At 71.1% G+C, this 24,725-nt stretch carries 26 protein-coding genes; 11 read left to right on the top strand and 15 right to left on the bottom strand.

Translation table 11 applies throughout. The annotated features are described in order from the left end of the window. Nucleotides 1–42: 42 nt before the first annotated feature. From Pme01_RS26200 to Pme01_RS26185, 4 genes are all read left to right on the top strand, one after another. Nucleotides 43–801, top strand: a complete 759-nt coding sequence (locus tag Pme01_RS26200; protein WP_275408568.1) for an SDR family NAD(P)-dependent oxidoreductase — start codon at nucleotides 43–45, stop codon at nucleotides 799–801. 189 nt (nucleotides 802–990) lie between these two features. After that, the gene (locus tag Pme01_RS26195; protein ID WP_168118164.1) at nucleotides 991–1,239 is read left to right on the top strand and encodes an FmdB family zinc ribbon protein; all 249 of its coding nucleotides are present in this window, start codon (nucleotides 991–993) and stop codon (nucleotides 1,237–1,239) included. A gap of 100 nt (nucleotides 1,240–1,339) precedes the next feature. Beyond that, entirely contained in the window at nucleotides 1,340–2,590 is a 1,251-nt protein-coding gene (gene fmdA / locus Pme01_RS26190) for a formamidase (protein ID WP_168118165.1), read from the top strand. Nucleotides 2,591–2,716: 126 nt separating this feature from the next. After that, nucleotides 2,717–3,631 (top strand): TIGR03620 family F420-dependent LLM class oxidoreductase, encoded by a 915-nt coding sequence (locus Pme01_RS26185; protein WP_168118166.1) that lies wholly within the window; start codon nucleotides 2,717–2,719, stop codon nucleotides 3,629–3,631. 3 nt (nucleotides 3,632–3,634) lie between these two features. Here the strand turns inward: Pme01_RS26185 and Pme01_RS26180 are convergent, their stop codons facing one another. Beyond that, entirely contained in the window at nucleotides 3,635–4,444 is an 810-nt protein-coding gene (locus Pme01_RS26180) for a DUF2267 domain-containing protein (RefSeq protein WP_168118167.1), read from the bottom strand. A 118-nt stretch (nucleotides 4,445–4,562) separates the two neighbouring features. On the opposite strand from Pme01_RS26180, the gene Pme01_RS26175 reads away from it, so the two are divergent. Then, a complete protein-coding gene (locus Pme01_RS26175) occupies nucleotides 4,563–5,534 on the top strand; it encodes a DUF389 domain-containing protein (protein WP_168118168.1) in 972 nt (323 codons plus the stop codon). 309 nt (nucleotides 5,535–5,843) lie between these two features. Continuing rightward, entirely contained in the window at nucleotides 5,844–6,449 is a 606-nt protein-coding gene (locus Pme01_RS26170; protein WP_168118169.1) for a hypothetical protein, read from the top strand. A 63-nt stretch (nucleotides 6,450–6,512) separates the two neighbouring features. Here the strand turns inward: Pme01_RS26170 and Pme01_RS26165 are convergent, their stop codons facing one another. From Pme01_RS26165 to Pme01_RS26155, 3 genes are all read right to left on the bottom strand, one after another. Continuing rightward, on the bottom strand, nucleotides 6,513–6,917 hold the full coding sequence (locus Pme01_RS26165; RefSeq protein WP_239088473.1) for a DUF3618 domain-containing protein: 405 nt from the start codon (nucleotides 6,915–6,917) through the stop codon (nucleotides 6,513–6,515). After that, nucleotides 6,914–7,351 (bottom strand): phage holin family protein, encoded by a 438-nt coding sequence (locus Pme01_RS26160; RefSeq protein WP_168118170.1) that lies wholly within the window; start codon nucleotides 7,349–7,351, stop codon nucleotides 6,914–6,916. The genes Pme01_RS26165 and Pme01_RS26160 overlap by 4 nt, the downstream gene beginning before the upstream one ends. 68 nt (nucleotides 7,352–7,419) lie before the next feature. Beyond that, nucleotides 7,420–7,782, bottom strand: a complete 363-nt coding sequence (locus tag Pme01_RS26155; RefSeq protein WP_168118171.1) for an STAS domain-containing protein — start codon at nucleotides 7,780–7,782, stop codon at nucleotides 7,420–7,422. A gap of 157 nt (nucleotides 7,783–7,939) precedes the next feature. Here Pme01_RS26155 and Pme01_RS26150 point away from each other — a divergent pair, with 157 nt between their 5' ends. Together Pme01_RS26150 and Pme01_RS26145 are read left to right on the top strand one after the other, a co-directional pair. Next, entirely contained in the window at nucleotides 7,940–8,323 is a 384-nt protein-coding gene (locus tag Pme01_RS26150) for an STAS domain-containing protein (RefSeq protein WP_168118172.1), read from the top strand. Between the two features lie 129 nt (nucleotides 8,324–8,452). Beyond that, nucleotides 8,453–8,791 (top strand): STAS domain-containing protein, encoded by a 339-nt coding sequence (locus Pme01_RS26145; RefSeq protein WP_239088472.1) that lies wholly within the window; start codon nucleotides 8,453–8,455, stop codon nucleotides 8,789–8,791. A 7-nt stretch (nucleotides 8,792–8,798) separates the two neighbouring features. On the opposite strand, the gene Pme01_RS26140 is transcribed toward Pme01_RS26145, so the two are convergent. The 7 genes from Pme01_RS26140 to Pme01_RS26110 all read right to left on the bottom strand — a co-directional run bounded on the left by Pme01_RS26140 (nucleotide 8,799) and on the right by Pme01_RS26110 (nucleotide 15,107). Continuing rightward, nucleotides 8,799–9,200, bottom strand: a complete 402-nt coding sequence (locus tag Pme01_RS26140) for a DUF2267 domain-containing protein (protein ID WP_168118173.1) — start codon at nucleotides 9,198–9,200, stop codon at nucleotides 8,799–8,801. A 209-nt stretch (nucleotides 9,201–9,409) separates the two neighbouring features. Further along, nucleotides 9,410–10,504, bottom strand: coding sequence for an SMP-30/gluconolactonase/LRE family protein (locus Pme01_RS26135; RefSeq protein ID WP_168118174.1), 1,095 nt, complete (start codon nucleotides 10,502–10,504; stop codon nucleotides 9,410–9,412). 2 nt (nucleotides 10,505–10,506) lie between these two features. Beyond that, the gene (locus Pme01_RS26130; protein ID WP_168118175.1) at nucleotides 10,507–11,253 is read right to left on the bottom strand and encodes an SDR family oxidoreductase; all 747 of its coding nucleotides are present in this window, start codon (nucleotides 11,251–11,253) and stop codon (nucleotides 10,507–10,509) included. An 11-nt stretch (nucleotides 11,254–11,264) separates the two neighbouring features. Continuing rightward, nucleotides 11,265–11,969: a histidine phosphatase family protein gene (locus Pme01_RS26125; protein WP_168118176.1), complete on the bottom strand. Its 705-nt coding sequence runs from the start codon at nucleotides 11,967–11,969 to the stop codon at nucleotides 11,265–11,267. Next, a complete protein-coding gene (locus tag Pme01_RS26120) occupies nucleotides 11,969–13,033 on the bottom strand; it encodes a phosphotransferase family protein (RefSeq protein ID WP_168118177.1) in 1,065 nt (354 codons plus the stop codon). Before Pme01_RS26120 ends, Pme01_RS26125 begins: the two co-directional genes overlap by 1 nt. Further along, nucleotides 13,030–13,878, bottom strand: coding sequence for an SDR family oxidoreductase (locus tag Pme01_RS26115; RefSeq protein WP_203935871.1), 849 nt, complete (start codon nucleotides 13,876–13,878; stop codon nucleotides 13,030–13,032). Before Pme01_RS26115 ends, Pme01_RS26120 begins: the two co-directional genes overlap by 4 nt. Beyond that, a complete protein-coding gene (locus Pme01_RS26110; RefSeq protein ID WP_168118178.1) occupies nucleotides 13,875–15,107 on the bottom strand; it encodes an acyl-CoA dehydrogenase family protein in 1,233 nt (410 codons plus the stop codon). Before Pme01_RS26110 ends, Pme01_RS26115 begins: the two co-directional genes overlap by 4 nt. A 103-nt stretch (nucleotides 15,108–15,210) precedes the next feature. Between Pme01_RS26110 and Pme01_RS26105 the strand changes: the two genes are divergently transcribed. Beyond that, on the top strand, nucleotides 15,211–15,900 hold the full coding sequence (locus Pme01_RS26105) for a TetR/AcrR family transcriptional regulator (RefSeq protein WP_168118179.1): 690 nt from the start codon (nucleotides 15,211–15,213) through the stop codon (nucleotides 15,898–15,900). A gap of 64 nt (nucleotides 15,901–15,964) precedes the next feature. Here the strand turns inward: Pme01_RS26105 and Pme01_RS26100 are convergent, their stop codons facing one another. Then, nucleotides 15,965–18,346, bottom strand: a complete 2,382-nt coding sequence (locus Pme01_RS26100; protein WP_168118180.1) for a putative bifunctional diguanylate cyclase/phosphodiesterase — start codon at nucleotides 18,344–18,346, stop codon at nucleotides 15,965–15,967. A gap of 315 nt (nucleotides 18,347–18,661) precedes the next feature. Here Pme01_RS26100 and Pme01_RS26095 point away from each other — a divergent pair, with 315 nt between their 5' ends. Beyond that, complete coding sequence (locus Pme01_RS26095; RefSeq protein ID WP_168118181.1) at nucleotides 18,662–20,236, top strand: methyl-accepting chemotaxis protein; 1,575 nt, start codon at nucleotides 18,662–18,664, stop codon at nucleotides 20,234–20,236. A gap of 87 nt (nucleotides 20,237–20,323) precedes the next feature. Here the strand turns inward: Pme01_RS26095 and Pme01_RS26090 are convergent, their stop codons facing one another. Beyond that, entirely contained in the window at nucleotides 20,324–21,871 is a 1,548-nt protein-coding gene (locus Pme01_RS26090) for an acyl-CoA synthetase (RefSeq protein WP_168118182.1), read from the bottom strand. A 246-nt stretch (nucleotides 21,872–22,117) separates the two neighbouring features. Between Pme01_RS26090 and Pme01_RS26085 the strand changes: the two genes are divergently transcribed. After that, nucleotides 22,118–22,909, top strand: coding sequence for a PaaX family transcriptional regulator (locus Pme01_RS26085; RefSeq protein ID WP_239088471.1), 792 nt, complete (start codon nucleotides 22,118–22,120; stop codon nucleotides 22,907–22,909). Nucleotides 22,910–22,963: 54 nt separating this feature from the next. Here Pme01_RS26085 and Pme01_RS26080 read toward each other — a convergent pair whose 3' ends face one another. Both Pme01_RS26080 and Pme01_RS26075 read right to left on the bottom strand, forming a co-directional pair. Continuing rightward, nucleotides 22,964–23,356 carry a hypothetical protein gene (locus tag Pme01_RS26080; RefSeq protein ID WP_168118183.1) on the bottom strand — a complete coding sequence of 131 codons (393 nt, stop codon included), beginning with the start codon at nucleotides 23,354–23,356 and terminating at the stop codon, nucleotides 22,964–22,966. Nucleotides 23,357–23,535: 179 nt separating this feature from the next. Continuing rightward, nucleotides 23,536–24,600, bottom strand: coding sequence for a hypothetical protein (locus Pme01_RS26075; RefSeq protein WP_203935870.1), 1,065 nt, complete (start codon nucleotides 24,598–24,600; stop codon nucleotides 23,536–23,538). Nucleotides 24,601–24,725 lie beyond the last annotated feature (125 nt).

The following is a 24,725-nucleotide window of genomic DNA, read 5'->3' as shown; positions in this document are numbered from 1 at the left end:
GACAGCGATGCGGACGCATCCGTCGCCGGCGTACGGGTTCTGGTGACGGGAGCGACCAGCGGACTCGGGCGATCAATGGCGCAGGCCCTGGCCGACGGCGGGGCGAGGGTGGTCATCACCGGCCGGGACGCGGACCGGACGGCCGAGGCCGCCGAGTCGATCGACGCCGGTCGTGGGCGGGTCAGGGGCATCGCGATGGATGTCCGCGACGAGCGCTCGGTGGCCGACGGTGTCCGTCAGGTCCTCGACGATCTGGGCGGTCTGGACGTACTCGTCAACAACGCCGGGATCGGCATGCGGACGGTCAACCCGGGGTTCTTCACCGAACCGCGTGGATTCTGGGAGGTTACGCCCGCCGGCTTCCGGGACGTGATCGACACCAACCTCACCGGGTACTTCCTGGTCGCCCGGGAGGTCGTACCGGCGTTCTTCGCCGCCGGGGGCGGCCGGATCGTCAACGTCTCGCTCAATCAGGAGACCATGGTCCGCAAGGGTTTCGCGCCGTACGGCCCGTCCCGGGCCGGATCGGAGGCCCTGTCCCGGGTCATGGCGGCCGATCTGCGTGAGCACTCGGTATGGGTGAACGTGCTCCTGCCCGGCGGGGCCACCCGCACCGGAATGATCCCCGACGACGTACCGGAGGAGTTGCGCGAGCAGATGCTCGACGCCTCGGTCATGGCGGCGCCGATCCGCTGGCTGTGCTCGCCGGCCGCGGACGGCGTCACCGACGAACGCGTCGTGGCCCGGGATTTCACCGAGTGGCTGAGCGCCCGCGAGGCCGGTACGCCCCGGAAACGGTGAGGCCGTCGCCGGGTAGCGACGAACGCCGGGCCGGCCGGGTTTACCCGTACCGCTCCGGGAAATCATCCCGCGCGTGTGACGAGCGGTTCGGCATGCGGAATGTGACGTGCGGTGACGCGGGGCGGTGACCGCCCGGCTGCGTGGTGACACCGGCGATGTGCGGAGCTGACCTGTCGTGAGGAGGTCGACGTGGCGACGTACGGATACCGGTGCCCGTGGGACGGCGACTTCGAGCTGAGGTTCGCGATCGGTACGGCGACCGCCAGTTCGCCCTGTCCCACCTGCGGCTGCGACGCCCGCCGGGTCTTCTCCCCGCCATCGCTCGCGCGGACGCCACCTGCCCTGGCGGCCGCCATCGACGCGTCGTGGCGAAGCGCGGAGACGCCCGAGGTGGTGTCGAGCGTGCCGGCGAGGTCCCGAGAACCGGGTCGCACCTGAGGATCGCTCAGCACCTGAGGATCGCTCAGTGCCCGAGAACCGCACAGCCACCCGTACCGCAGGCAGCCATCCGCGCGACCGAAGGTGAAGGGGAGCGGCGATGCCCGAGGTCCTGTTCCGACTGGATCCGACGAGGAAGTTCACCGAGCAGGAGAAGATCGGCCACAACAGGTGGCATCCGGACATCCCACCGGTGGCCACCGTCCGACCGGGCCAGTCGTTCCGCGTGCACTGCCGCGAATGGTTCGACGGCTGGATGCGCAACGACGACTCGGCCGACGACATCCGGGATGCGCCGCTGAGCCGGGTGCACTGCCTCAGCGGCCCGTTCGCAGTCGAGGGCGCGGACCCCGGCGACCTGCTCGTGGTCGACATCCTCGACGTCGGCCCGATGGAGGAGGATTCCGGTCCGCTGGCCGGTATGGGCTGGGGGTACACCGGGATCTTCCACAAGCGCAACGGCGGCGGCTTCCTGACCGACGAGTTCCCTGACGCGTACAAGGCGATCTGGGACTTCAGGGGGCAGAAGGCGACGTCGCGGCACATCCCGGGGGTCACCTTCACCGGAATGATCCACTCCGGGCTGATGGGTACCGCGCCGTCGGCGGACCTGCTGGCGAAGTGGAACGAGCGGGAGGCGGCGCTGATCGCGCGGGACCCGCACCGGGTACCGCCGCTGGCGCTCCCGCCCGAGCCCCGGGACGCGATCCTCGGCACGCTGTCCGGGGAGGACTTCGAGCGGGTCGCCAACGAGGCGGCGCGCACCGCGCCGCCGCGCGAGAACGGCGGCAACCAGGACATCAAGAACCTGACGAAGGGGACCCGCGCCTTCTACCCGGTCTACGTTCCCGGCGCGAAGTTCTCGGTCGGGGACCTCCACTTCTCGCAGGGCGACGGCGAGATCACCTTCTGCGGCGCGATCGAGATGGGCGGCTACATCGACTTCCACATGGACCTGATCAAGGACGGGATGCGGAAGTACGGCGTATCGGAGAACACGATCTTCCTGCCGGGAAACACCGACCCGCAGTACTGCCAGTGGCTGGCCTTCTCCGGCATCTCCGTCACAGAGGAGGGCGAGCAGCGCTACCTGGACTCGCAGCTGGCGTACAAGCGCGCCTGCCTGCACGCCATCGAGTACCTGACCAAGTTCGGGTACACCGGCGAGCAGATCTACCTGCTGCTCGGGGCCGCGCCGATCGAGGGGCGGTTCTCCGGGGTCGTGGACATCCCCAACTCCTGCGCCACCATCTACATCCCCACCGAGATCTTCGACTTCGACGTACGGCCGACCGCCGGCGGTACGACCAGGGTCGACGCCGGCCGGGGCGCCCCGAAGTCAAGCTTCTGAGCCGCACGGTCACGACCCGGTGCACGACGTCGTGATCTGTCCGTCGTGCGGTCAACCGCCGCAAGAACGTCAGCCCGCCCTGCATATCGGCTCCCCGCCCGGGCATGGACACCCCGGAGGTGGGCGATGGGCGTACTGGAGACCGTTGCCAGGGTCCGGCACGATCTCGGGCCGGTCGGCGTCTGGCAGGCGCTGCTGACCCGGGCGAACGCCCAGCAGCAGCGCTCCTTCGTACGGAGCGTCGAGGTCCTGGGCTACGGATCGGTCTGGGCCGGCGAGGTCGTGGGCGGGAACGACATCTTCGCGCAGGAGGCCGCCTGGTTGTGCGAGTCCTCGACCATCACGGTCGGTACCGGCATCGCCAACGTCTGGGCGCGCCACCCGGCCACGGCGCGGGCGGCGGCGTCCGCGCTCGGCGACGCCTGGCCCGGCCGGTTCATCATGGGCCTCGGCATCAGCCACGCCGCCATCGTGGACCGTACCGGCCAGAAGTACGAGCGGCCGCTCGACCACATGCGCCAGTACCTCGACGGCATGGAGCAGGCGAGCGCTCCGGCGCCCGCGATCCCCGTACCCCGCGTGCTGGCGGCGCTGCGCCGTCGCATGCTGGAGCTGGCCAGGGACCGTACGGACGGCGCGCACACCTACTTCGTGACGCCCGAGCACACCCGGCGGGCCCGCGAGATCCTCGGACCGGACCGCCTGCTCATCCCCGAGCAGGCCGTCGTCGCCGACGCCAACCCGGTCGCGGCCAGGATGGTGGCCCGCCGGCACACCGGGTTCTACCTGGGCCTGCCCAACTACGTGAACAACCTCAAGGAGCTGGGCTTCGGCGACGAGGACCTCCAGGACGGGGGAAGCGACCGCCTGGTGGACGCCATCGTCGCGTGGGGCGACGGGGACGCCATCGCGGGCCGGGTCCGCGAGCACCTCGACGCCGGCGCCGACCACGTACTCATCCAGACCCTGGCCCCGGACCTCGAAGGCGCACTCAGCCAGCTCGAGGACCTCGTGATCCCGCTGCTGCCGCAGCCAGCCTGACGCTCACCCCGGTACCAGCAGTCGCTGGTACTCGCGGGGCAGCTGCGCGGTGGTGTCCTGGAACTCCTTGTCGCCGACCGCCTCACGCAGTACGGACAGGACCGCCCGGGCGTGCGCGGGGGCCTCCTGGCCGGAGACGCCCTCCCGCTGCGTGATCTTGTTGACGAACTCGTCCAGCGACATCGGCATCGCCTCGCCGCGGCTGCGGGTCAGGCCCCGGTCCAGGGCCGGGCGCAGCTCGTACGGGAGGAACGGCCGGAGGTCCTCGACCTGGCCCGCGCTGACCCGCATCGCGAGCACCTCCAGGACGGCCTCGGTCGCCTTCCGTGCGCCCTCCCGGTCGAGCCCGGCGCGCTCGGCCACCCGGGCGATGAAGTCGTCGTACGACAGGCTCCCATGGAACGGGGGCTCCTCGTCCCGAGGCCGGGGCGGCGCTTCGAGGATGGCCGACTCCAGGAGCGGTACGAAGTCTCCGGGCAGTTGCGAGGCCATGTCGGCGAACTCCTTGGGGCCGACCGCGGTCCACAGCGTGGCGAGGACCGCCCGCGCCACCCGTTCGGCGGTCGGCCGGTCGGCGCCCATCTGCTTCTCGATGCGCCGCATGAACTCCTCGAGGTGGAAGGTCGCGATCGGGCCCTCGTGGGCCACGCACGGCCGCAACTCCTGGGGCAGTCGTCCGGCCAGGTCCGCCGCCTGCCCGGACGAGATGCGCTGCGCCAGGGTGTTCAGGGTGAAGCAGGCGATGGGCTCGGCCTGGTCGCGCGGGATGCGGGCCCGTTCGGCGACGCTCGCGATGAAGTAGTCGTAGTTCATGCCGATCCTCCCGTCCGTACCGGGTCTGGGAGGTAGCTGCCCGCGTGGGTACCCGATATGTCGTCCGGCGGCGGTTAGTCTGCGGCGACGTTGCGCCGCTTGCCGAGGAGGTCGGACCGTGCTTCACCTGCGGGTCATCACGCCCACGGAGCGTAGCCAGGAGGTGATTGACCTGCTCTCCAACGAGCCCGCGGTCGCGCATCTCATCGTGGTGCCCGGTGCGGGCAGGCGACCCGAGGGCGACGTGGTGCTCTGCGACGTCGTACGCGAGGGCGCCAGCGAGGTGCTCGACCGGCTGCGCGCCCTGGGCGTCGACCGGACCGGCGCGATCGCGATGGAGACCGTCGAGGTGGCACTGTCCGAGGCGGCGCACAAGGCGGCCCACGCCGTACCGGGGCTGGGCGTGGACGCGGTGGTGTGGGACGAGATCGAGCAGCGGACCGGCGAGGAGACCAGGCTCTCCGTCGCGTACCTGGTCTTCCTGACCGTGGCCACGGTGCTCGCGGGCATCGGGGTGCTGCTCGACCAGCCGATCCTGATCGTCGGGGCGATGGTGGTGGGGCCGGAGTTCGGGCCCCTGGCGGCGCTGTGCGTCGGGATCGTGCGCCGCCGTGCCTCCATGGTCCGGCGCTCGGTGCTCGCGCTCGCCGTTGGGTTCCCGATCGCCATGCTGGTCACCATCATCACCACCTGGGCGATGACCGCCACTGGCCTGGTCAGCAGGGAGATGCTGCTCGGCCCCCGCCCCATCAGCGGGTTCATCTGGCGGCCGGACGCGCTGTCGTGGATCGTCGCGTTCCTCGCCGGGGTCGCGGGGATGCTCTCGCTCACCTCGGCGAAGTCGGGCGCCCTCATCGGCGTGGTCATCTCCGTGACGACGGTCCCCGCCGCCGCCAACGCCGCCGTGGCCCTCGCCTACGGCGTACGGCACGAGGCTGTCGGTTCGGCCGTCCAGTTTCTCGTCAACGTGGCCGCCATCGTCGTGGCCGGGGTCGCGACGCTGCTCATCCAGCGCCTGTGGTGGCGACGGCGGCCGAGGCGAACCCCGACCGCGATGGTGGTCAAGAGGGTCGGTGCCGCCGACCGGTAACGGTCGTGCCGGTAGCCCAGCCGACCGGTAATCGTTTCCTCGACGGGCTGTTACGTCTACTGAGGACGGTCAACAAGCCGCTATTCCGGGCATTCCACGATCAAAGTATCTTCACTCGGAAGAGGACTTGCGGCGTACGAAAAATCCGCTCTTGGGTTAGCGGCGATCACTGCCTAAGCTGTGCCGATGCGCCGTGTCGCCGACGCCGATCAATTCCCCTGTCCCATCGTTTTTCCGTCACCGCAGCCCCGCGAGAGAGCCCGGAGTGCCGACCGTGCGAGCGGGTTCCGGCTCCGGCCGCTCTTCGCGGTGCCGCTGGCGGCCACGGTTCTGGCGACGCTCGGCGGCGCCGCGCTCACCTTCGGTCGCCCCGTCGACCAGGCGGTCGCCCGCGCGGCCGTACGCGAACTGCTCATCGTCGCCCAGCCGGGGCTCGCCGGTGACCCCGGCGTTGCCAGTCCTTCCCCGTCGCCGACCAGGCGACGGCCAGTGGCCGGCCTGTCGCAGGCGGCGATGGACAACGCGGTCGCCATCGTGGAGACCGGCAAGCGGATGAACCTGCCCAGGCGTGCGTACGTCATCGCGATCATGACCGCGTTGCAGGAGACCATGCTGCGCAACCTCGCCAACGCCACGGTGCCCGCGTCCCTCAACCACCGCCACCAGGGAGTGGAGCGCAACTACGACTCGGTCGGCCTGTTCCAGCAGCGCCCGAGCCAGGGCTGGGGTACGGTCGCCCAGCTCATGGACCCGGCCACCGCCTCACGGCTGTTCTACAACCGACTGGTCAAGGTCGACGGTTGGCAGTCGATGAGTCCCGGCGCCGCCGCCCAGGCGGTGCAGCGTTCCGCGTTCCCGGACGAGTACGCCAAGCACCAGCGGAAGGCGGAGCAGATCGTCAACGCGATCGTCTGACGGTCGCCGTATCCGGACATGCGTCGGGGGCGGGCTGGGCCCGCCCCCGACATCTGTCAATTCTCAGTGGCCGAAGCGCTTGGTCGCCTTCTTGATCGACTTGTCGAAGCGCCTGGTCGTGGTGCGCCACGCCCGCTCGGCCCGCCCCTTGGGCGTACGACGGGCCTGCCGCCACTTCAGGGCGCCGATCGTCGCCACGGTGGCGGCGACCACGCCGGCGCCGATGGACGCCCACCGGGTCGGGTGCCGGCGTACCGACTCACCGACCTCGTCGGCGGCCTGCTGGCCGCTCTCGCGGGCACGCTCGGCGGCGTGCTGCACCGTCTCCCGGGTACGGGCCTTGACGTCGGCCTTCTTCGCCAGCTCAGCGGTGGTCTCGGCAAGAGCCTCGCGCGTTTCGGCGACATCCTCGCTCAGGTCGCCAACCAGGTTGTCGGTACCGACCTTGGTGCCATTCTTCATACTCATTGGTGTCTCCCTTCATGAACTGCGTGGCTCACAGTCCGTACATCGGCCTTGACGCTCTCGATCGTCTGCTCCGGCATGATCGAGCCGACCCGACGGACCCGGCTCCGTCCGGTCAACGCCATTACCCCGGCAGCGGCGAACAGTCCGACGGAGACGATGAGCGCCGCCACCCAGGCGGGCATGACCAGGGCCAAGACCAGGATCAGAGTGGTCAGCAGTGCCGCCACGCCGTACAGGCCGACGACACCGGCGCCACCGAACATGCCGGCGCCGATGCCGGCATGCTTGGCCTTGGCGGACAACTCGTCCCGTGCCGAGTGCAACTCGTCGCGCACCAGCCGGGTGACCTGTTCGGACAGCTGCTGGACCAGTTCGGCGGTGGACGGGTTGCCGCCCGGTTCGCCTGTCCGGTCGGTGACCGTAGCTCTGTTCACCCTTATGGGATGCCCAGGATGGGCTTCGGTCAATCGTTGACAGCGTGATGAATTGACACCTTCGGCTGTCAGATGGCGGGCAGCAGGTCCACCGCGTCGGCCCGGGTGGCGCCCTCCACAGTGCCGAACACCCGCAGCCGGGAGAGCAGGCCCCGGCCGCGGAGCGCCTCGCGCACGGACCGGCTGGGGGAGGCCAGGCGCAGGTCGATACCGGCGAGGGTGGCCGCCCGGTCGCAGGCGTCGAGCATCGCCAGCCCGGCCGAGTCGCACGCCTCGACCTCGGCAACGTCGATCACGAGGGCCTTCCGCTCGCGGGTGAGCAGCCAGGCCACCTCGGGTTCAAGCAGCAGTACCGTGGACGCGCAAAGCCTGCCGGTCAGCGCGAGGACGGTGATGCCGCGCACCTCGTACGTCGACCATCTCAACTCCATCCTCCGCTCATACCCACCGTCCACCTTGATTGCACCGGGCCGCCGCATCTCGGCCCGTCCGACGGTGTCCGTCGGGGGACCCACGACCCACCCCTCCGGGCTCGTCCGTTCGGCTGCCGGGCCCCTGGCCGATCGGTATGGCTAAGATGGCCGAACTATGGACAACGCCCCCGCTGCCCAGGGCAGGCCGAGGCTTCGGATCGCAGTCGAGAAGGTCGGGCCCGACGAGGTCACCGTCTCGGTCCGGGGCGAACTCGACCTCGCCACCGCAGACCAGCTGCGCTCCGCGATATCCGCGCTCCTCAACCGTGGTGCGGTCACCTGCATCGGGCTCGACCTCCGTGGCTTGGACTTCATCGACTCGACGGGCATCGGTACCCTCGTCGTCGCGCAGCGAATTTGTCAGCAGGTAGGGGTGAAGCTGCGGTTGACCGCGGTCAACGCCTTCGCCGCGCGTATCCTCGGCGTGGTCGGCGTCGACGACTCGCTGGGGCTGCCGCCGGCCCACCCTGACACGGTCGACCTGGTCGGCGTCGATTAGCCGTCGGCCACCCGCAGCCCGGCCCGTGCCTCCGAGAAGATCGCCGTACCATTTCGCCGTGTTTGGTGGAGCGACGGTCGGGGTAATGGCCGACGGTTGCCGAAGGCGAAGCGTCGCGGGGAGTTGGTTTTGAGCACTGGTGTGGGTGGACAGATCAGCACCCACCGGTTGGCGGACGGCACGATGGTCGTCGACGTACGCGGTGAGCTGGACGTCGCGTCCACCGCGACGCTGCGCGACGACCTGGCGTCCCGGGTGGTCGCCCTCCGGCCGCCGGCCGTGGTGATCGACCTGGGACTGGTCACGTTTATGGACAGCACCGCCCTGACCGCGCTGATCAACGTACAGCGCAGCGCCCGCAGCGTCGGTGCCACGATGAGGGTCACGAACCCCAGCCCGTTCGTGGCGAACCTGCTCCGCACGGCCGGGGTGGCCGAGGCGCTGGGGGTCGGGTCCGTCCAGCGGTAGCGCGGGTTCAGCGCCGTCGGGGCGCCGGCTGTTGGGGCGCCGTCTGCACCAGTTCCCGGAACTGGTGCGGCAGCTGCGCCATGACCTCGTCGAACTCCCGGTCCCCGACCAGGGGGTGCATCGTCTGGAGGACCGCCCGTACGCCGCGCTCCGCGATGTCGTGCTCCACCCCGGCGCGCTGCGCGACCCGTGCGATGAACTCTTCGTACGGGAAGCCCTGGGCCGGCTCCGTGAACTTGATCAGGAGAGGGCGGAACTGGTCGGGCAGTCGGGCGGGTAGGTCGTCGGCCTCGCCGGCGGTGATCCGCTCCGTCAGGGTTCGCAGGGTGGCCTCGGTCAGGGACGCGGCCTGGTCCTCGGCGACCCTGGCGCGCTCGGCGACCGTCTCGATGAACCTCAGCTCCGCCATGTCCGGCCTTCCGTTTCAGCGAAGACGGTTCGGATACCCGTGCGTCGTCACCTGAAACCGAAGCCACCCGCCAACGGGTCATCCAGGATCCTAGGAAGCTTTTGGCGGTGTGGTGCCCGCCGTCCCGCCGCCGCTCCTGCGGGTCTTGGACACTCAGGCGACCTGGAGACGGCGCACGTGTCCAAGACCCGCGTCGGGGCCGGGGCGGGTCAGACCGGCGGGACGTCGAACGCCGCGACGGCCTCACCGTGCAGGCTGCCGAGCCAGACCACGCCGTGGTGCTCGCGGACGCCGGTGACCATCGAGAAGCCGTCCACCCTCGCCTGCAGGTCGTGGACCAGCTCCCCGGTCGCGGTCACGGCCTGTACCCAGGCGGTGTCGGCGGGCCCGGGCTGGAGCGCCTCCGGTAGCGCCCAGACGGCCTTCCGTAGTACCGGGTGCTTAGGCGCGAGCCAGTCGACGATCGCCTTGCGTGGCGAGGCCATCGCGATCCAGAACAGCCCGTCGCTTCCCAGCGAGACGTTGTCGGCGAACGCCGGCAGGTTGTCGACCAGCCGGTCGACCGTGCCGGCCCGCGGCCCGGTCAACCACAGCCGGGTCAGCCGGTACGCGCCGGTCTCGATGACCACGACGAAGGACTCGTCGGCGGCGAGCGCCACGCCGTTGGCGAAGTGCAGGCCGTCCACGGCCACCTCGGTGTGCCCGTCAGGGTCGCGGCGGATCAGCCGCCCGGTGCCCGAGTGCTCGAGCAGATCGGCCTTCCAGTGCTCCAGCGTGAACCGGCTGGAGGAGTCGCTGAACCAGATCGTGCCGTCGGCGGCGATCGACGCGTTGTCGCAGATGCCCAGCGGTTTCCCGGCCACCCCCTCGGCGGCGGCGACCAGTTCGGTCACCGCGCCGCGGTCCGGGTCGACGCGCAGCAGCCCGCGGTACGCGTCGCAGACGACGTACGTGCCGTCGCGGTCGACCTCGACGCCCAGCGGGCGGCCGCCGGTGGTGGCGACCACCTCGACGTCGCGGCCGTCCATGCCGCCGCGGTCCATGCCGCCGCCGTCGATGCCGCCGCCGTCCATGCCGGTGCCACGGGGGGACAGCCGCAGCACCCGGCCGTCCTCGACACAGGTGACGATGCGACCCTCGGCGTCGAGGGCGACATCCTCCGGGCCGGCGCCGACGATCGGGAACAGCCGGACCGGCGGCAGCGGGGTGTCGCCGGCGGCGCGGCGCGCCCGGGCCGGGAAGGCCGGCGGGTGCCAGACGACGGGCCGGACGTGGGGGCGGTGAGCCCCGCTTCGGGGGGTCATCGTCACGCCATCCGAGACACGGCCGACAGCGGCAGCGCCCGCATGGCGACCGACAACGGCGCCCAGGGCCAGCGCGGCACGTACGCCTTGGCCGGCTCCCGCTCGATGGCCGCGGCGAGCAGTCGGCAGCCGGTCTCGGTGTCGATCATGAACGGGGCCTTCTTCACCTTCTCGTTCATCTCCGAGCGGATGTACCCGGGGTAGATCGTGCTGATCTTGATCCGGGTGCCGAGGACGTCGGCGCGGATGCCCTCGGCCAGCGTCGCGACGGCCGCCTTGGAGGCCGCGTACGCGGTCATGTTGCGCGGCATCCCGCGCAGCGCGCTCATCGACGAGATGACGACCAGGTGCCCGGCCTTCTGCTCACGGAACGTCTCCATCGCGGCCTCGCACTGCGCCAGTGCGCCGAGCACGTTGGTACGGGCGGTCTGGACGTTGGCGTAGAAGTAACCGGTGCCGATGGGCTGGCCCTTGCCGATTCCGGCGTTGACGATGACCCGGTCGAGCGAGCCGAGATCGGCGCGGAACGCGCGGAACACCTCGAAGACCTGGTCGTGGTCGTCGACGTCGAGGCTGCGGACGCTCACCGTGAGGCCGGGGTGGGCGGCGAGCAGCTCCTCGCGCAGCTCCTCCAGGCGGTCGGTCCGCCGGGCGCAGAGGGCCAGGTTGCGACCGCGGGCGGCGAACTCGCGGGCCATCCCGCGACCCAGCCCGGAGCTGGCTCCGGTGATGAGGATGTTGCGGCGCACTTGTCGACCTCTCAGCGGTAGGTGAGCAGCCGGCGTCCGTCGCCGGCCACGTGGGCGTGGTCGTTGTACGTCAGCAGCGAGGCACCGCGACCGCCCATCAGGACGGCGGTGATGCTCGTGTTGACGATGACCCGGTTGAGCGCGAGCCAGCCGTCCGCCGGTACGCCCAGCAGTCCGGCGCAGATCGCGCTGATCGGGCCGCCCGAGCTGACCACCACGGCGGTGGCCCGGCCGGCGGCGGTGACCTCGTCGAGAGCCGCCCGCACCCGGGCGCGGAACGCCGGAAAAGTCTCGGCGTACCCCGCGTGGTCCTCCGCCGTCATCCAGGCGCGCAGCGCGGTGTCGAGCAGGTCCTGCAGGGCGCGCCCCGGTCGGGGAGCGGTGCTGATGTCCGTGGCCAGGGCGATCGGGTCCCGGTGGCGGGGCTCGTGCGCGGCCAGGAGAGCGAGGTGGTCGTACTCGTCCCAGCGGCTGTCGGTCTTGCGTACCGGTACCGACCAGCCGGCCGCTGGCTCGCCGAGCATCGTGAGTAACTCATCGGCGGTCTCGCGCTGACGGCGCAGTTCTCCGGTCACGACCAGGTCCGGCTCCACCCCGCGGCGGGCCAGCTCGGCGCCGACCGCTCGGGCCTGCTCGCGGCCCAGGTCGGTCAGCCCGTCGTAGCTTCCGTCGTTACCGCTGGCCTGCCCGTGGCGGACCAGGTAGAGCACGCCCATCAGTCGCCCTTCCGCGCGGCCGCGCGGAGCAGCCGCCGGCAGCGGTAGTCGAGATAGCCCACCATGATCCAGTAGTGCCGGAAGGCGGGGTTGCGGGTCTGCTTGTGGTGGTAGCGGTAGTAGATCTGCTGGGCGATGACCGCGAGCCGGAACAGCCCGAAGACCTCGTAGAAGGTCCAGTTGTCGACGGGCGTGCCGGTGCGCTCGGCGTAGTGCGCGACGACCTCTTCCCGGCGCAGCATTCCGGGCAGGTACGTGGGCTGGCGGCCGGTGAGCTTGAAGACCCGGTCGTCGTCGGCCTGTACCCAGTAGGCGAGCGAGCTGCCAAGGTCCATCAGCGGGTCGCCGATCGTGGCGAGCTCCCAGTCGAGCACCGCCCGCGGCGCTAGGTCGTCGCCGAGCACCACGTTGTCGAGCCGGAAGTCGCCGTGGATGACGCGGCTGGCGACGTCGTCGGGCTGGTTGGCGGCCAGCCAGGCCATGACACGCTCGAAGCTGGGCACGTTACGGGTACGCGCGGCGCGGTAGCGCTTGGACCAGCCGGCGACCTGCCGCTGGACGTAACCCGGACCCCGGCTCAGCTCTTGAAGTCCCGCCGCTTCCGGGTCCACCCGGTGCAGTTCGACCAGCAGGTCGACCACGTCGGTGCAGAGGGTACGGGTACGTCCGGCGTCCAGCGCCAGGTCCGCCGGGGGCCGGGACCGCAGCACGGTGCCCGGCACCCGCTCCATCACGTAGAAGTCGCTGCCGAGCACGGCGTGGTCGGTGCACAGCGCCACCATCGCCGGCACGTACGGGTAGACCGGCGCGAGCAGCCGCTGCACCCGGTACTCGCGGGCCATGTCGTGTCCGGAGGTGGGCTTCGCGCCGGCCGGGGGCCGGCGCAGCACCAGGTCGCGGTCCGGGTAGCGCAGCAGGTAGGTCAGGTTGGACGCGCCGCCGGCGAACTGCCGTACCTCGGGCGTACCGGTGAGATCGGGGACCTGTTCGCGCAGCCAGACGGCGACCGCCTCGACGTCGAACGCGTCCTCGTCGCGGACCGGACGGGCGCCGTCGGCCGTCACTGCGCGGCCCCGGACCGCGCGCCGCGTTCGATGCGGTCGCGCAGCCGCCGCGCCGCGGCCACCGTCTGGCGGTGCACCAGTCCCGGGACGTACCGCTTGGCCAGCCACGCCACCCGCCCGACCCGCTCGGTCAGCACGAGGTAGCGGCCACGGTTGACGGCGGACACGACCTGGGCGGCGACCTCCTCGGCGGACAACTTGGAGCCGTTGACCAGCTTGTTGGTCAGGTCCACCATGGCCGGGTCGGGGCTGCGTACGGACGCGGCCAGGTTGGTACGCACGAAGCCGGGGCAGACCAGCGTGGTACGGATGCCGTAGGGGGTCAGCTCGGAGCGTAGGGTGTCCGACAGCGCGACCACGGCCGCCTTGGTGACGTTGTAGGAGCCCATCGCGGGCGGGGTCAGCAGCCCGGCCAGCGACGCCACGTTGACCACGTGGCCGTGGCCCTGGGCCTTGAGCAGCGGTACGAAGGTGCGGCAGCCGCGGACGGCGCTCATCAGGTTGGTCTCGAGGATCCAGCGCCAGTCCTCGACCGGGATCGCGTCGATGCGCCCGGCCGCAGCGACACCGGCGTTGTTGACCAGGATGTCGAGCCCACCCCAGTTCTCCTCGCACCACGCCCGGGCTCGCGCCCACGCGTCGTCGTCAGTGACGTCCAGGGGGAGGGCGGCGACGTCCGGAGTCCCACCGAGCGCGGCGGCCGCCTCGGTGACGGCGGCGGCGTTCACGTCGGTCAGCAGCACCCGGCACCCGTCGGCGGCGAACCGGGCCGCGATCGCCCGGCCGAGGCCGGATCCGGCGCCCGTGACCAGTACCCGTCGGCCCCTGATCCGCTGCCCGCTCACCGCGCCTCCTCCAGGTAGGGCGCCAGCTCCAGCCGGGCGACGACGCCGCGGTGCACCTCGTCCGGCCCGTCGGCCAGCCGGATGGCCCGCGCTGTCGTCCACGCACCGGCGAGCGGGAAGTCGTTGGACAGGCCGGCGCCGCCGTGCAGCTGAATCGCCATGTCGACGACCTGCTGGGCCATGGTGGGTACGGCCACCTTGATCTGGGAGACCGCCGACAGCGCCGCCCCGATTCCCTCGGTGTCGAGCAGCCAGGCGGTGTGCAGCACCAGCAGGCGGGCCTGCTGGATGGCGATCCGCGCGTCGGCGATGCGTTCACGGTTGCCGCCGAGGTTGACCAGCGGCTTGCCGAACGCGGTGCGGCCGACGCCGCGCCGGCACGCGAGTTCGAGGGCGCGCTCGGCCAGGCCGATCAGGCGCATGCAGTGGTGTACCCGGCCCGGGCCCAGCCGGCCCTGCGCGATCTCGAAGCCCCGGCCGGGACCGGCGATGATGGCGCTGGCCGGCAGTCGGACGTCGGTGAAGGAGACCTCGCCGTGCCCGCCGGGCTCGTCGTAGAAGCCCATCGTGGGCAGCATCCGCTCGACCCGTACGCCCGGGGTGTCCCGAGGGACCAGCACCATCGAGTGGCGCAGGTACCGGTGGGCGCCCGGGTCGGTGACGCCCATGAAGATGAGCACCTCGCAGTCGGGGTGGGCGATGCCGGTGCTCCACCACTTGCGGCCGTTGAGCACCACCTCGTCGCCGTCGAGCACGGCGGTGGCGGCCATGTTGGTGGCGTCGGAGGACGCGACGTCCGGCTCGGTCATGCAGAACGCCGAGCGGATGCGCCCCTCCAGCAGCGGGACCATCCAGCGCTGCCGCTGCTCCTCGCTGCCGTAGTGGTACAACACCTCCATGTTGCCGGTGTCCGGCGCGGCGCAGTTGAAAACAACCGGCGCGATCGCCGACCGTCCCATCGCCTCCGCCAGCGGCGCGTACTCCACGTTGGACAGGCCTACGCCGTACGTCTCGTCGGGCATGAACAGGTTCCACAGGCCGGCGTCGCGCGCCTTCTCCTGGAGGCGGCGGATCTCGGGGGAGACCGTCCAGCGGTCGGCCCTGTTGTCGTCAGCCCCCTCGCGCAGTGCGGCGAGGTAGGCGGCTTCGACCGGCTCGACCTCCGCGCGCATGAACTCCTGCAGCCGCTCCAGGTACTCCCTGGAGCGGCTGGACGGCGTGAAGTCCACCGGACGCCTCCCGAACGATCGGAACCTTCTTGAGCGTTGCTCAGCGCCAACCTAGCGGTATGTTGAGCATTGCTCAAGAGATGCCGTCGACGAGGATGAGGACATGTCCGAAGAGCCCGCCGCCCACCCGGCCCCGACGGCTCCGTCGGCTCCACTAGCCGTGTCGGCTCCGCCGGCCGAGTCCGCTTTGTCGGCTCCGCCGGCCGAGCCGCGCGGCCGGCGGCTGAGCCAGGACGACCGGCGCCGGCAGCTGATCGGTATCGGGCTGCAGATGCTCGCGAGCCGGCCGATCCACGCGCTCTCCATCGATGCGGTCGCGGCCGAGGCGGGCATCTCACGCGGGCTGCTGTTCCATTACTTCCCGACCAAGCAGCACTACTACGCGGCCGTGGTGCGGGCCGCCGCCCGTCGGCTGCTCAACGCCGCGCAGGCCCATCCGCACGTCGCCCCGGCGGAGCAGGTCCGCTCCATCGTCGCGGCGTACGTGGGGTTCATCGACCGCCACCTCGAGCCGTACGTCGCGTTCTTCCACCGCGGCGCGGGCGCCGACGCCGACCTGCAGGAGATCTTCGACAACGTGCGCGACACCCTGACCGACCGGGTGCTCGCCGCTTCGAAGCTCGAGGCGAACCCCGCGAGTCGGATGACCGTACGCGCGTGGTGGGCGCTGGTGGAGAGCCTCGCGGTCGACCAGGCCACACACCACGCGACCACGTCGGAGGCGCTGGTCCGGTACGCGGTCGACGTGCTCGCGGACCTGCTGGCCCGCGTGGACGAGCTCCGGGGCGAGTGACACTTCCTGGCCGATCCCGACACTCGTGCCACGCCTCCAGGTCGCACCAGTGTGCAAGATCCGGTTACAGCGTCCCGGCGCCGACGGTGGGCGGGTGCGCCGACCCGGGGCTGGTGCCGGCGGGCGAACCGGCGAGCAGTTGCGCCAACGCGGTGGCCGGCATCGGCCGGGCGAAGTGGTAGCCCTGTGCGAGCTGGCACTCCATCTCCTGGAGCAGTCGCGCCTGGCCGGCGGTCTCGACGCCCTCCGCGATGGTGTTCAGGTCCAGCGTGCGGCCCAGCTGCAGGATGGCGCGGGTGAACGCCGCGTTCTCCGCCGAGTCCCCGTCGCTGTCCGGGGTGAACGCCCGATCGATTTTCAGGATGTCGACCGGCAGGTGGCGCAGGTACGACAGGGAGGAGTACCCGGTGCCGAAGTCGTCGACGGCGATCCGGATACCGTGGCGGCGCAGCTCCTCCAGCCGGGCGATGACCCGCCGCGTCTCGACCGCGCCGACCGCGAGCAGCGCGGTCTCGGTGATCTCCAGGATCAGCGCCGAGGGCGGCAGCCCGCTGTCACGCAGGGTGTCGAGTACGGTCTGCGGGAAGTCCGGCTCGCGGAGCTGGCGGGCCGACACGTTGACGGTCAGGACGGTGTCGTGGTACCGGTGCCAGGACACCGCGTCCCGGCAGGCCTGCTGGAGTACCCAGGTCCCGATCGGCACGATCAGGCCGGTCTCCTCCGCGATCGGGATGAACGTCGTCGGCGGCACGGCCCCCGTCTCCGGTGTCCAGCGCAGCAGCGCCTCGACGCCGATCACCGCGCCGCTCGCGAGCTCCACCACCGGTTGGTAGTGCAGCGCCAGCTCCCGGCGCCCGATGGCGTGGCGCAGGCCGGCGGCCAGGCGGGTCAGGTTGAGCCGGTCGGCGCGCATCCGGGGTTCGTACGCGACCACACAGTTCTTGCCGGCGCCCTTGGCGGCGTAGAGCGCCAGGTCGGCGTCGCGCAGCGCTTCCGCCGCGCCGGTCGTACCGTCCAACGGCAGTACGCCCACGCTGGTGGTCACGTACAGCTCACGCCCGGAGACGACGAACGGCGCCTGTAGCGCTTCGACGATGCGCCCACCGGTACTCGCGAGCCCGACGGCCGTGGTGTCCGCGAGCAGGACCGCGAACTCGTCACCGCCGAGGCGGGCAACCGTGTCCGACGCCGCGACGTGGTGGTGCAGCCGTTGGGCGACGTGGATCAGCAGCTCGTCGCCGACCGGGTGGCCGTACGTGTCGTTGACGTCCTTGAAGCGGTCCAGGTCGAGCAGCAGCAGCCCCGGTGCGTTCCCGGCACCCCGCCCCGCCAGTGCGCGGTCCAGCCGCTCCTGCAGCAGCATGCGGTTGGCCAGCCCGGTCAGCGGGTCGTGCAGCGCCCGGTGGCTGAGCTGCCGTTGCAGCGCGGCCTGCTCCTCCAGGGCCTGACCCAGCCGTACCGCGTGGCCGTCGAGGTCGGTCGCGCGCCGGTGCGCCACCGCGGCGACCATGCTCAGCCGCACGATCGCCAGTACCGACAGGCTCGCCGCGATCGCCGCGACGATGAGCAGTTCGATCCAGTGGCCGTCGTCGGTGTTGGCGGCCGCGTACACGGTGAGCACCGAGCCGACGAACGCGCTGACGGTGAACATCGCCAGTCGTCCCCGGGTCGGCACCGCCTCGTTGTGCTCCGACAACCCGGTGGTGCGCGCCATCGACGGGTGCAGCGCGGCGGCACCCAGCAGCAGGCCCCACAGGTGCCAGCCGGTGTGCGCGGCCGGGTGGCCGTAGATGTCCTGTACGTGCAGCAGGGTGGCGCCGTCGGCGGCGAGCAGCGCGCCGAACGCGGCCAGCAGGAGAGCGAAGGCGGCGGTGCGTACCCGTGCCGTCAGCAGCAGGCGTACCGCCATGACCAGGACGACCAGGTCGAGCAGGAGTCGGGTGACGGTGACCCCGAGTTGCGCGCCCTGCATCTGGTGGTGCAGGCCGCGCTGGACGAACAGCACCCACGCCACCGCGGCGAGGCCGGCGCTCACCACGCCGGCGTCGAGCAGGCCTTCCCAGCGCGAGCGCCCCTGCCGCTGCCGTACCAGGGCGGCGAGTCCCAGGGCCATCAGCGGGTTCGACAGCAGGGCCAGCGCGTCGCCGACGAGCTTGTCGGTGACGCCGTGCACCTTGAGCTGCCACCAGATGACGTGCGTGACGCCGGATACGACCAGGGCCACGGCCAGCAGCCGCCAGGCCAGCGACGGCTCGGGCCGGTAGCGGCGCAGTCCGACCAGGACGGCGGCCAGGCCGACGAACTCGACCACGGTGTACAGGGCGCCGGTGTACCGGGCCGGGGATACCGTGACGCCGGCGCCGAGGACGGCCACGGCCAGCAGGTACCAGCTCATGAGGGGACGCCACGCGGCGTTGTACGACTCCGGGGCGTCCGACCCGCTCATGACCATGATCCAGTTGTACGGACCAGTGGTGGCGGGTGGGCAGCGATCCGGTGGTAGAACGGGTGCAGGGCGTACCCGGTGCCCTCCGGTGACATTGGAGAGTCGCAGCCATTGGAGAGTCGCGGCCATGGGAGAGTCGCGCACCGATGGTGGTGCCGAATTCTCCCGGATCGGAAGAGTCGAGCCACCAGCCCGCGCAGGCCTGCCGCCCTGGCCCGGGCGGGCGGAATCCGAATCTGGCATTTGTTCTCATCCCGCCGTTTCGCCCGTCGATGGGAAGTCTGTCGAATCGGTCGACGGACGAGGGATGGCGAGATGAACAAGAACCCGCTTCGGCGGAGCATCCAGGCCCGGTTGATCACCGCTTTCATGGTGGTCGCCGCGCTGCTGGCCGGCGTCGGCCTGCTCAATACCCTGCAGCAGCGTGACCTCACCGACCGCGCGACGATGGTGGCGCAGCGGGACCTGACGCCGCTGGCCGACCTGCGCGCCGCGCAGGCGCTGGCGTACGACTTCTCCGTGCTCGACCTGGTACGCGAGGTGCTGCCGGACCCGCAGGCCAAGCAGTCCTACGCGGACATGTCGCAGAAGACCCTTGCCTCCGTTGACCCGGCGCTGGCCAAACTGCGCGCCGACGCCCCGGCGGAACTGAAGCCGCAGGTCGACAAGTTGATCGAGACGTGGAAGACCTTCATCGCCTCGCACCGGCAGCGCCAGGCCAACACCGACCCGGCCAAGGCCCAGCAGCTCAACGAGGCCACGACGGGGCTGTACAACAAGGTGAACGAGGAGTTCGCCGCGCTCAGCAAGACCCTGACCGAGGACGGGACGAAGCAGCGCCAGGCCGTCGAGGGCCTGTACACCACCGCCCGTAACCGTACGATCGGCCTCGTCGTGGTCGGCGTGCTGCTGGCCCTCGTGCTCGGCGTCGCGGTCGCCCGCAGCATCCGCCGCCCGGTCGCCACCATGGTGACCGCGCTCGAGCGGCTCGCCGACGGCGACCTCAACCAGGACGTCGACGTCCGTTCCGACGACGAGATCGGCCGGATGGGTCACGCCCTGCGCCAGGCGCTGGGCAACCTGCGGGAGACGGTCTCGGCGGTGGCCCGCTCGGCTTCCATGCTGTCGTCCTCCGCCGGCACGCTCTCGGCGACCAGCCGCCAGATCAGCGCGGCGGCGCAGGAGACCTCCAACCGTGCCGGCCAGGTGTCGTCGGCCGCGGACGAGGTACTCGACAACGTACAGACGGTGGCGGGTAGCACCGAGGAGATGGCGGCCTCCATCCGCGAGATCGCGCAGAACGCCGGTGAGGCGGCCCGGGTGGGCACCGAGGCGGCGACGGTGGCCGACTCCACCAACGAGACCATCGCCCGGCTCGGCGAGTCGTCGGCCGAGATCGGCAACGTCGTCAAGGTGATCACCTCGATCGCGGAGCAGACCAACCTGCTGGCGCTCAACGCGACGATCGAGGCGGCCCGGGCAGGTGACGCGGGCAAGGGCTTCGCCGTGGTCGCCAGCGAGGTCAAGGACCTGGCCCAGGAGACCGCGAAGGCCACCGAGGACATCTCCCGGCGGGTGGAGAAGATCCAGCTCGACAGCGAGGGCGCGGTCGAGGCCATCGCCTCGATCAGCCAGGTGATCAGCCGGATCAACGCGTTCCAGACGACCATCGCCTCGGCGGTGGAGGAGCAGTCGGTGACCTCGCAGGAGATGACCCGCAACGTCGCCTCCGCCGCGGACGGCAGCGGAAGGATCACCGAGGGGATCGCCGAGGTGGCAGAGGCGGCCCGGTCGACCAACGCCGGCGTGACCGAGACCGAGCGGGCGGCCGGCCAGCTGGCCGAGCTCAGCTCCGAGCTGGAGCACCTGGTCGGCCGGTTCCGGTACTGAGCTGGTTTCTCCTACCAGGCCGGTAGTCACACTGACGTCCGCGCGCCGGCCGGGGGCACGATCCGCCCCCGGCCGGCGCGCGGACGTTCAGTTGCCGTAGCTGCCGCGTACCGTGCCCTTGAGCAGCTTCCCGGCGGCGTTGCGTGGCAGGGCGTCGACGAACACCACCGACTTCGGGATCTTGTACCGGGCGAGCCGGCCGCGCAGGAAGTCGAGGAGCTCCTCCTCGCTCACGGTGGTCCCGGCCTTCAGTACCACCACCGCCCGGCCCACCTCACCCCACCGGTCGTCGGCGACCCCGATCACCGCGCACTCGGCGACCGCCGGGTGGTCGTACAGCGAGCCTTCGACCTCGGCGGGGTAGATGTTCTCCCCGCCCGAGATGATCATGTCCTTGATCCGGTCGACGATGGCGATGTACCCGTCGGCGTCCGGGCTGCCGACGTCGCCGGAGTGGAACCAGCCGTCAGCGTCGAGGACCTCCGCGGTCGCCTCCGGCCGCCCCCAGTAGCCGCGCATCACGTTCGGCCCCGAGACGACGATCTCGCCCTTCTCACCGGGGCGGACCTCGGTCAGGTCCGGGCCGACCTGACCCGCCTCGGTCCGGCCCGGCCGGACCACCCGGACGTCGGTGAAGAAGTGCGGTTTGCCCGCGGTACCGGCCTTGGCGGTGCTCATGTCCCGAGCCAGGTACAGCGCACCGGGCGACGCCTCGGTCATCCCGTACCCCTGGCTGAATGCCAGGCCGCGCTGAAGGTACGTCTGGATGGTGGCTTCCGGGACCGGCGCGCCACCGCAGTTGACCTGACGGAGGCTGGACAGGTCGGTGTCGGCGAACGCCGGGCAGGCGGCGATGGCGTTGTACATGGCCGGCACGCCGAACATGTACGTCACCCGCCGGGTCTCGACCAGGTCCAGTACGACCGCCGGGTCGAAGGCGGGCACGATCACGACCGTGCCGCCCTTGAGCAGGGTGGGCAGGCAGGTCATGTTCAGGCCGGCGGTGTGGAACAGCGGCGCCACGACCAGGGTCACCTCGTCGCTGGCGAGGTCGATGTCGACCAGGACGTTGACGCTGTTCCAGGTGATGTTGCCGTGGGTGAGCACGGCGCCCTTGGGGCGCCCGGTGGTGCCGGACGTGTACATGATCATGCAGTCGTCGTCGAGCCCCACCGGCGTGTCGATCGCGTCGTCGGGGGACGATGCGATCAACCGTTCATAGTCGGCATCCAGCGCGACGAACTCGCGTACCGGCACGTCGACGCGGATCGCGTCGACGACGCCGGCCTGCTCCGGCGCGTACACCAGCACGTCGGTACCGGAGTCCGACAGGTTGTAGGCCAGTTCCGGGCCGGCCAGGCGCATGTTCAGCGGTACGAAGACCGCGCCGATCATCCCGGCCGCGAACAGGGTCTCCAGGATGGCGGGGTGGTTCGGACCGAGGTACGCGACCCGGTCACCCGGCCCCACGCCCAGCCCGCGCAGCCCGTGCGCGAGCCGCAGCACCCGCTCGTGGAGCTGCCGATAGGTCCACTCCCGGCCGGCCCCCTCCCGATCGACATGGACCACGGCCAACCGGTCGGGGGTCTTGCCCGCCCGGCGCGCGGTCCATGAGCCGATACCCTGGTTGCGCATGTGCCACGTCCTCCGGTCTGCCGTCGGTACCGAGCCGCGCGGACACATCGAAGCTAGGCGCATTCATGACGACGGTCAAGAGCGTGTCTAACATTGGTGTGGTGCCCGCCCAGGGCACGGTTGGGAGGCGACGTGCGTGACGCCCGGTCCGTTCAGGCGGAGGCGCCTCCCGGTTCGGACGCGCCGGAACAGACGGCGTCCGCGCGGCCACAATCCTTGAAACCGCAGTCCTTGAACCCACCGTTCTTGAAACCGCAGTCGCTGATGCTCAGCTTCCTGGGCATTCACGTCCTCGACCGGCGCGTCGCGGTCTTCTCCGGCAGCGTCATCGACGTCTTCGCCCGGGTCAGGGTCTCCGAGGAGGCGGTGCGGACCACCCTGACCCGGATGGTCAAGCGGGAACTGCTCGCCCGGCACCGGCGTGGCCGCCGGATGTACTTCGGCCTCACCGCCCGCTCGACCGCCGTCCTCGAGGACGGGTACCAGCGGGTCTGGCGCAGTGTGGTCAACCGCGACTGGGACGGCACCTGGACGATGGTGGGCTTCTCGCTACCGGAGTCCGCCCGCAGCCAGCGGCACGATCTGCGCTCACGGCTGATCTGGGGCGGGTTCGGCACGGTTCAGAACGGGCTGTGGATCGCTCCCGGCGAGGTGGACGTGCCCGGGCTCGTCGGTGACCTGGAGTTGGACGACCATCTGCGGGTGTTCACCGTGCGTACCGCCAAGCCGACCGAGGCCGGGCAGATCGCGCACTCCGCGTTCGACCTGCCCGCGGTAGCCGCGCGCTACCAGGCCTTCCTGCGACGATGGGACGGCGACAACCCGTACCCGGACGCCCCGGACGACCTGGCCCGGCAACTGTTGCTGCACACCGAGTGGCTGCACCTGGTACGCCGTGACCCCCGGCTGCCGGCCGAGCACCTGCCGGGGGACTGGCCGGCGATCCGGGCCGAGCAGGTCTTCCGCCGGCTCGCCGAGGGGTACGGGGAGTCGGCGCGGACGATCGCGGAGTCCGTGCTGGACACGATCCGGCCGTGACCGGCGAGGAGCTCGCGCTGCCCCGGCAGCGCGAACTCCTCAACTCAGGAGCGGTTACTTGCCCTGGGTCGGGCTCTCACTGCCGCCCGGGCCGCCCTGCTCGCCCTGGTCACTGCCCTGGTGGTGGTAGTGGTGATGGTGGTGCCCCTCGCAGCAGCAGCAACACTCCTCCTCGCCGGGAGTCGCCGGGGCGCCTTGGCCGGGCGCGGCCGGCACCGTTGTCGCCGGTGGAGTTGTCGCCGGTGGGATAGTCGGTGCCGTCGTGTCTGGGGCGGCGGGTGCGACCGGCGCGGTAGCTGTACCGGGTACACCGCCCGGGCTGGGGACGGTCGTGGTGCTGGGCGTGGGTGGCGGCGGGCCGTCGGCCAGGGCCGTGCCGACGCCACCGCCGAGCGCGATGGTGGTGGCCGCCACGGTGACCATCACGATGCGCTTGATCGGCTTCATGCCGGGCCTCCTGCTGTACTCGACGGTGGCCCGGTCGCCCGGGCCACCGTGCGTCCAACTCCAAGGCTGCTCGCGGTTGGCTGTGTAAACGCTGAAGAGCAACTGGGAGTCGGGCGCCGGAAGCGGGAGTGCCTGGAAGCGGAGCGCCTGCAAGCAGAACGCCTGAAAGCGGGGCGCCGTCAGAAGTCGCCTGAGCCGCTGTCGCTGCCCCCGCCCCCGGAGTCGCCGCCGCCGCCCCCGAAGTCGCCACCTCCGCCACCACCGAAGTCGGCGTCGGCGCCGCCGCCTCCGTACCCGCTGTCGCCGGACCCCTGGTCCTGCTGCTCGTGGTGGCGCTCTTCCTCGCGCCCCTCCATGCGGCCCAGTTCGTAGCCGAGCAGGCCGCCGGCCGCCGCGCCCGCGCCGCCGGCCACCCATGGGTTGACGCCACCGCCGCCGTAGCCGGGACCGTAACCAGGCCCGTAGCCCGGCTGTCCGTAGCCCGGTTGTCCGTAGCCCGGGCCGTAGCCGCCGGGCTGACCGTATCCGGAGCGGCCGTAACCGCCGGGCGGGCCGAAGCCCCGGCCGGACCGGCGGGGGCGCCGGGTCAGGCGCACGAGCGCGACGATGACGCCGACCACGATCAGGACGGTCACGACCAGGCAGAGCAGGCCGCCGAGGGCCGAACCCCCCGACGAGTGGGACGTCCGGGGCTGGGCCGGCGCCGGGGCCGCGTTGCGGATCGCGCTGCGCAGCGAGTCCAGGGCCGCGATGGTCGCCGCCGTGTAGTCGTTGTTGGTGCGGTACGCGTTGACGAACGCCTGCGTCGCCGTCGCCGCGTCCTGCGGTTTGACCCGCGACTTCGGGCCGGACCGGATCGCCAGATGGTGCGACTGGGTGTTGATCGCGATCGCGATGACCGTCGGCCCGGTCACCTTCGCCTGGGTCTCCCGGTCGAACGCGGCCTTGTCCTCGGCGAACTTGGTCGTCGTGTAGATCGCGACCGGGTCGGGCAGCGTCGCGGCCTCGTTCTGCACCCGGGTGACGTCCAGGACGTGCGAGTCGTCATGGATACTGACCGCCGCGGCCGCCGCCGGGCCGGCCGCGAGTCCGAGCACGATCACGGCCGCGGTGACGGTGGCGATGACGACCCTGATGCCAGCTGTGATGACGGCGGTGATGCCGCTGGCGCTGATGCCGGGTCGGGCCACCGGGGTCAGGGCCGAGCCGCGGCGTCGAGGGTGCCGGCTTGGTGCCGCCCACATGATCATCTCTCCCTGCTGTCGGCGCCCCGCTGTTCGCGACGGGCGTGATCGAGTGTGTACCCCCGACACAAATCGATAAGCAAGCTTTTCGTCGATGGCGGTCGACGAAAAGGCGCTCAACGAAA

The organism is Planosporangium mesophilum (assembly GCF_016863255.1).
In the GTDB taxonomy this organism is placed as follows: domain Bacteria; phylum Actinomycetota; class Actinomycetes; order Mycobacteriales; family Micromonosporaceae; genus Planosporangium; species Planosporangium mesophilum.
The sequence above is the reverse complement of the archived record's forward strand: the minus strand, read 5'-3'. Positions and strand labels throughout refer to the sequence as shown.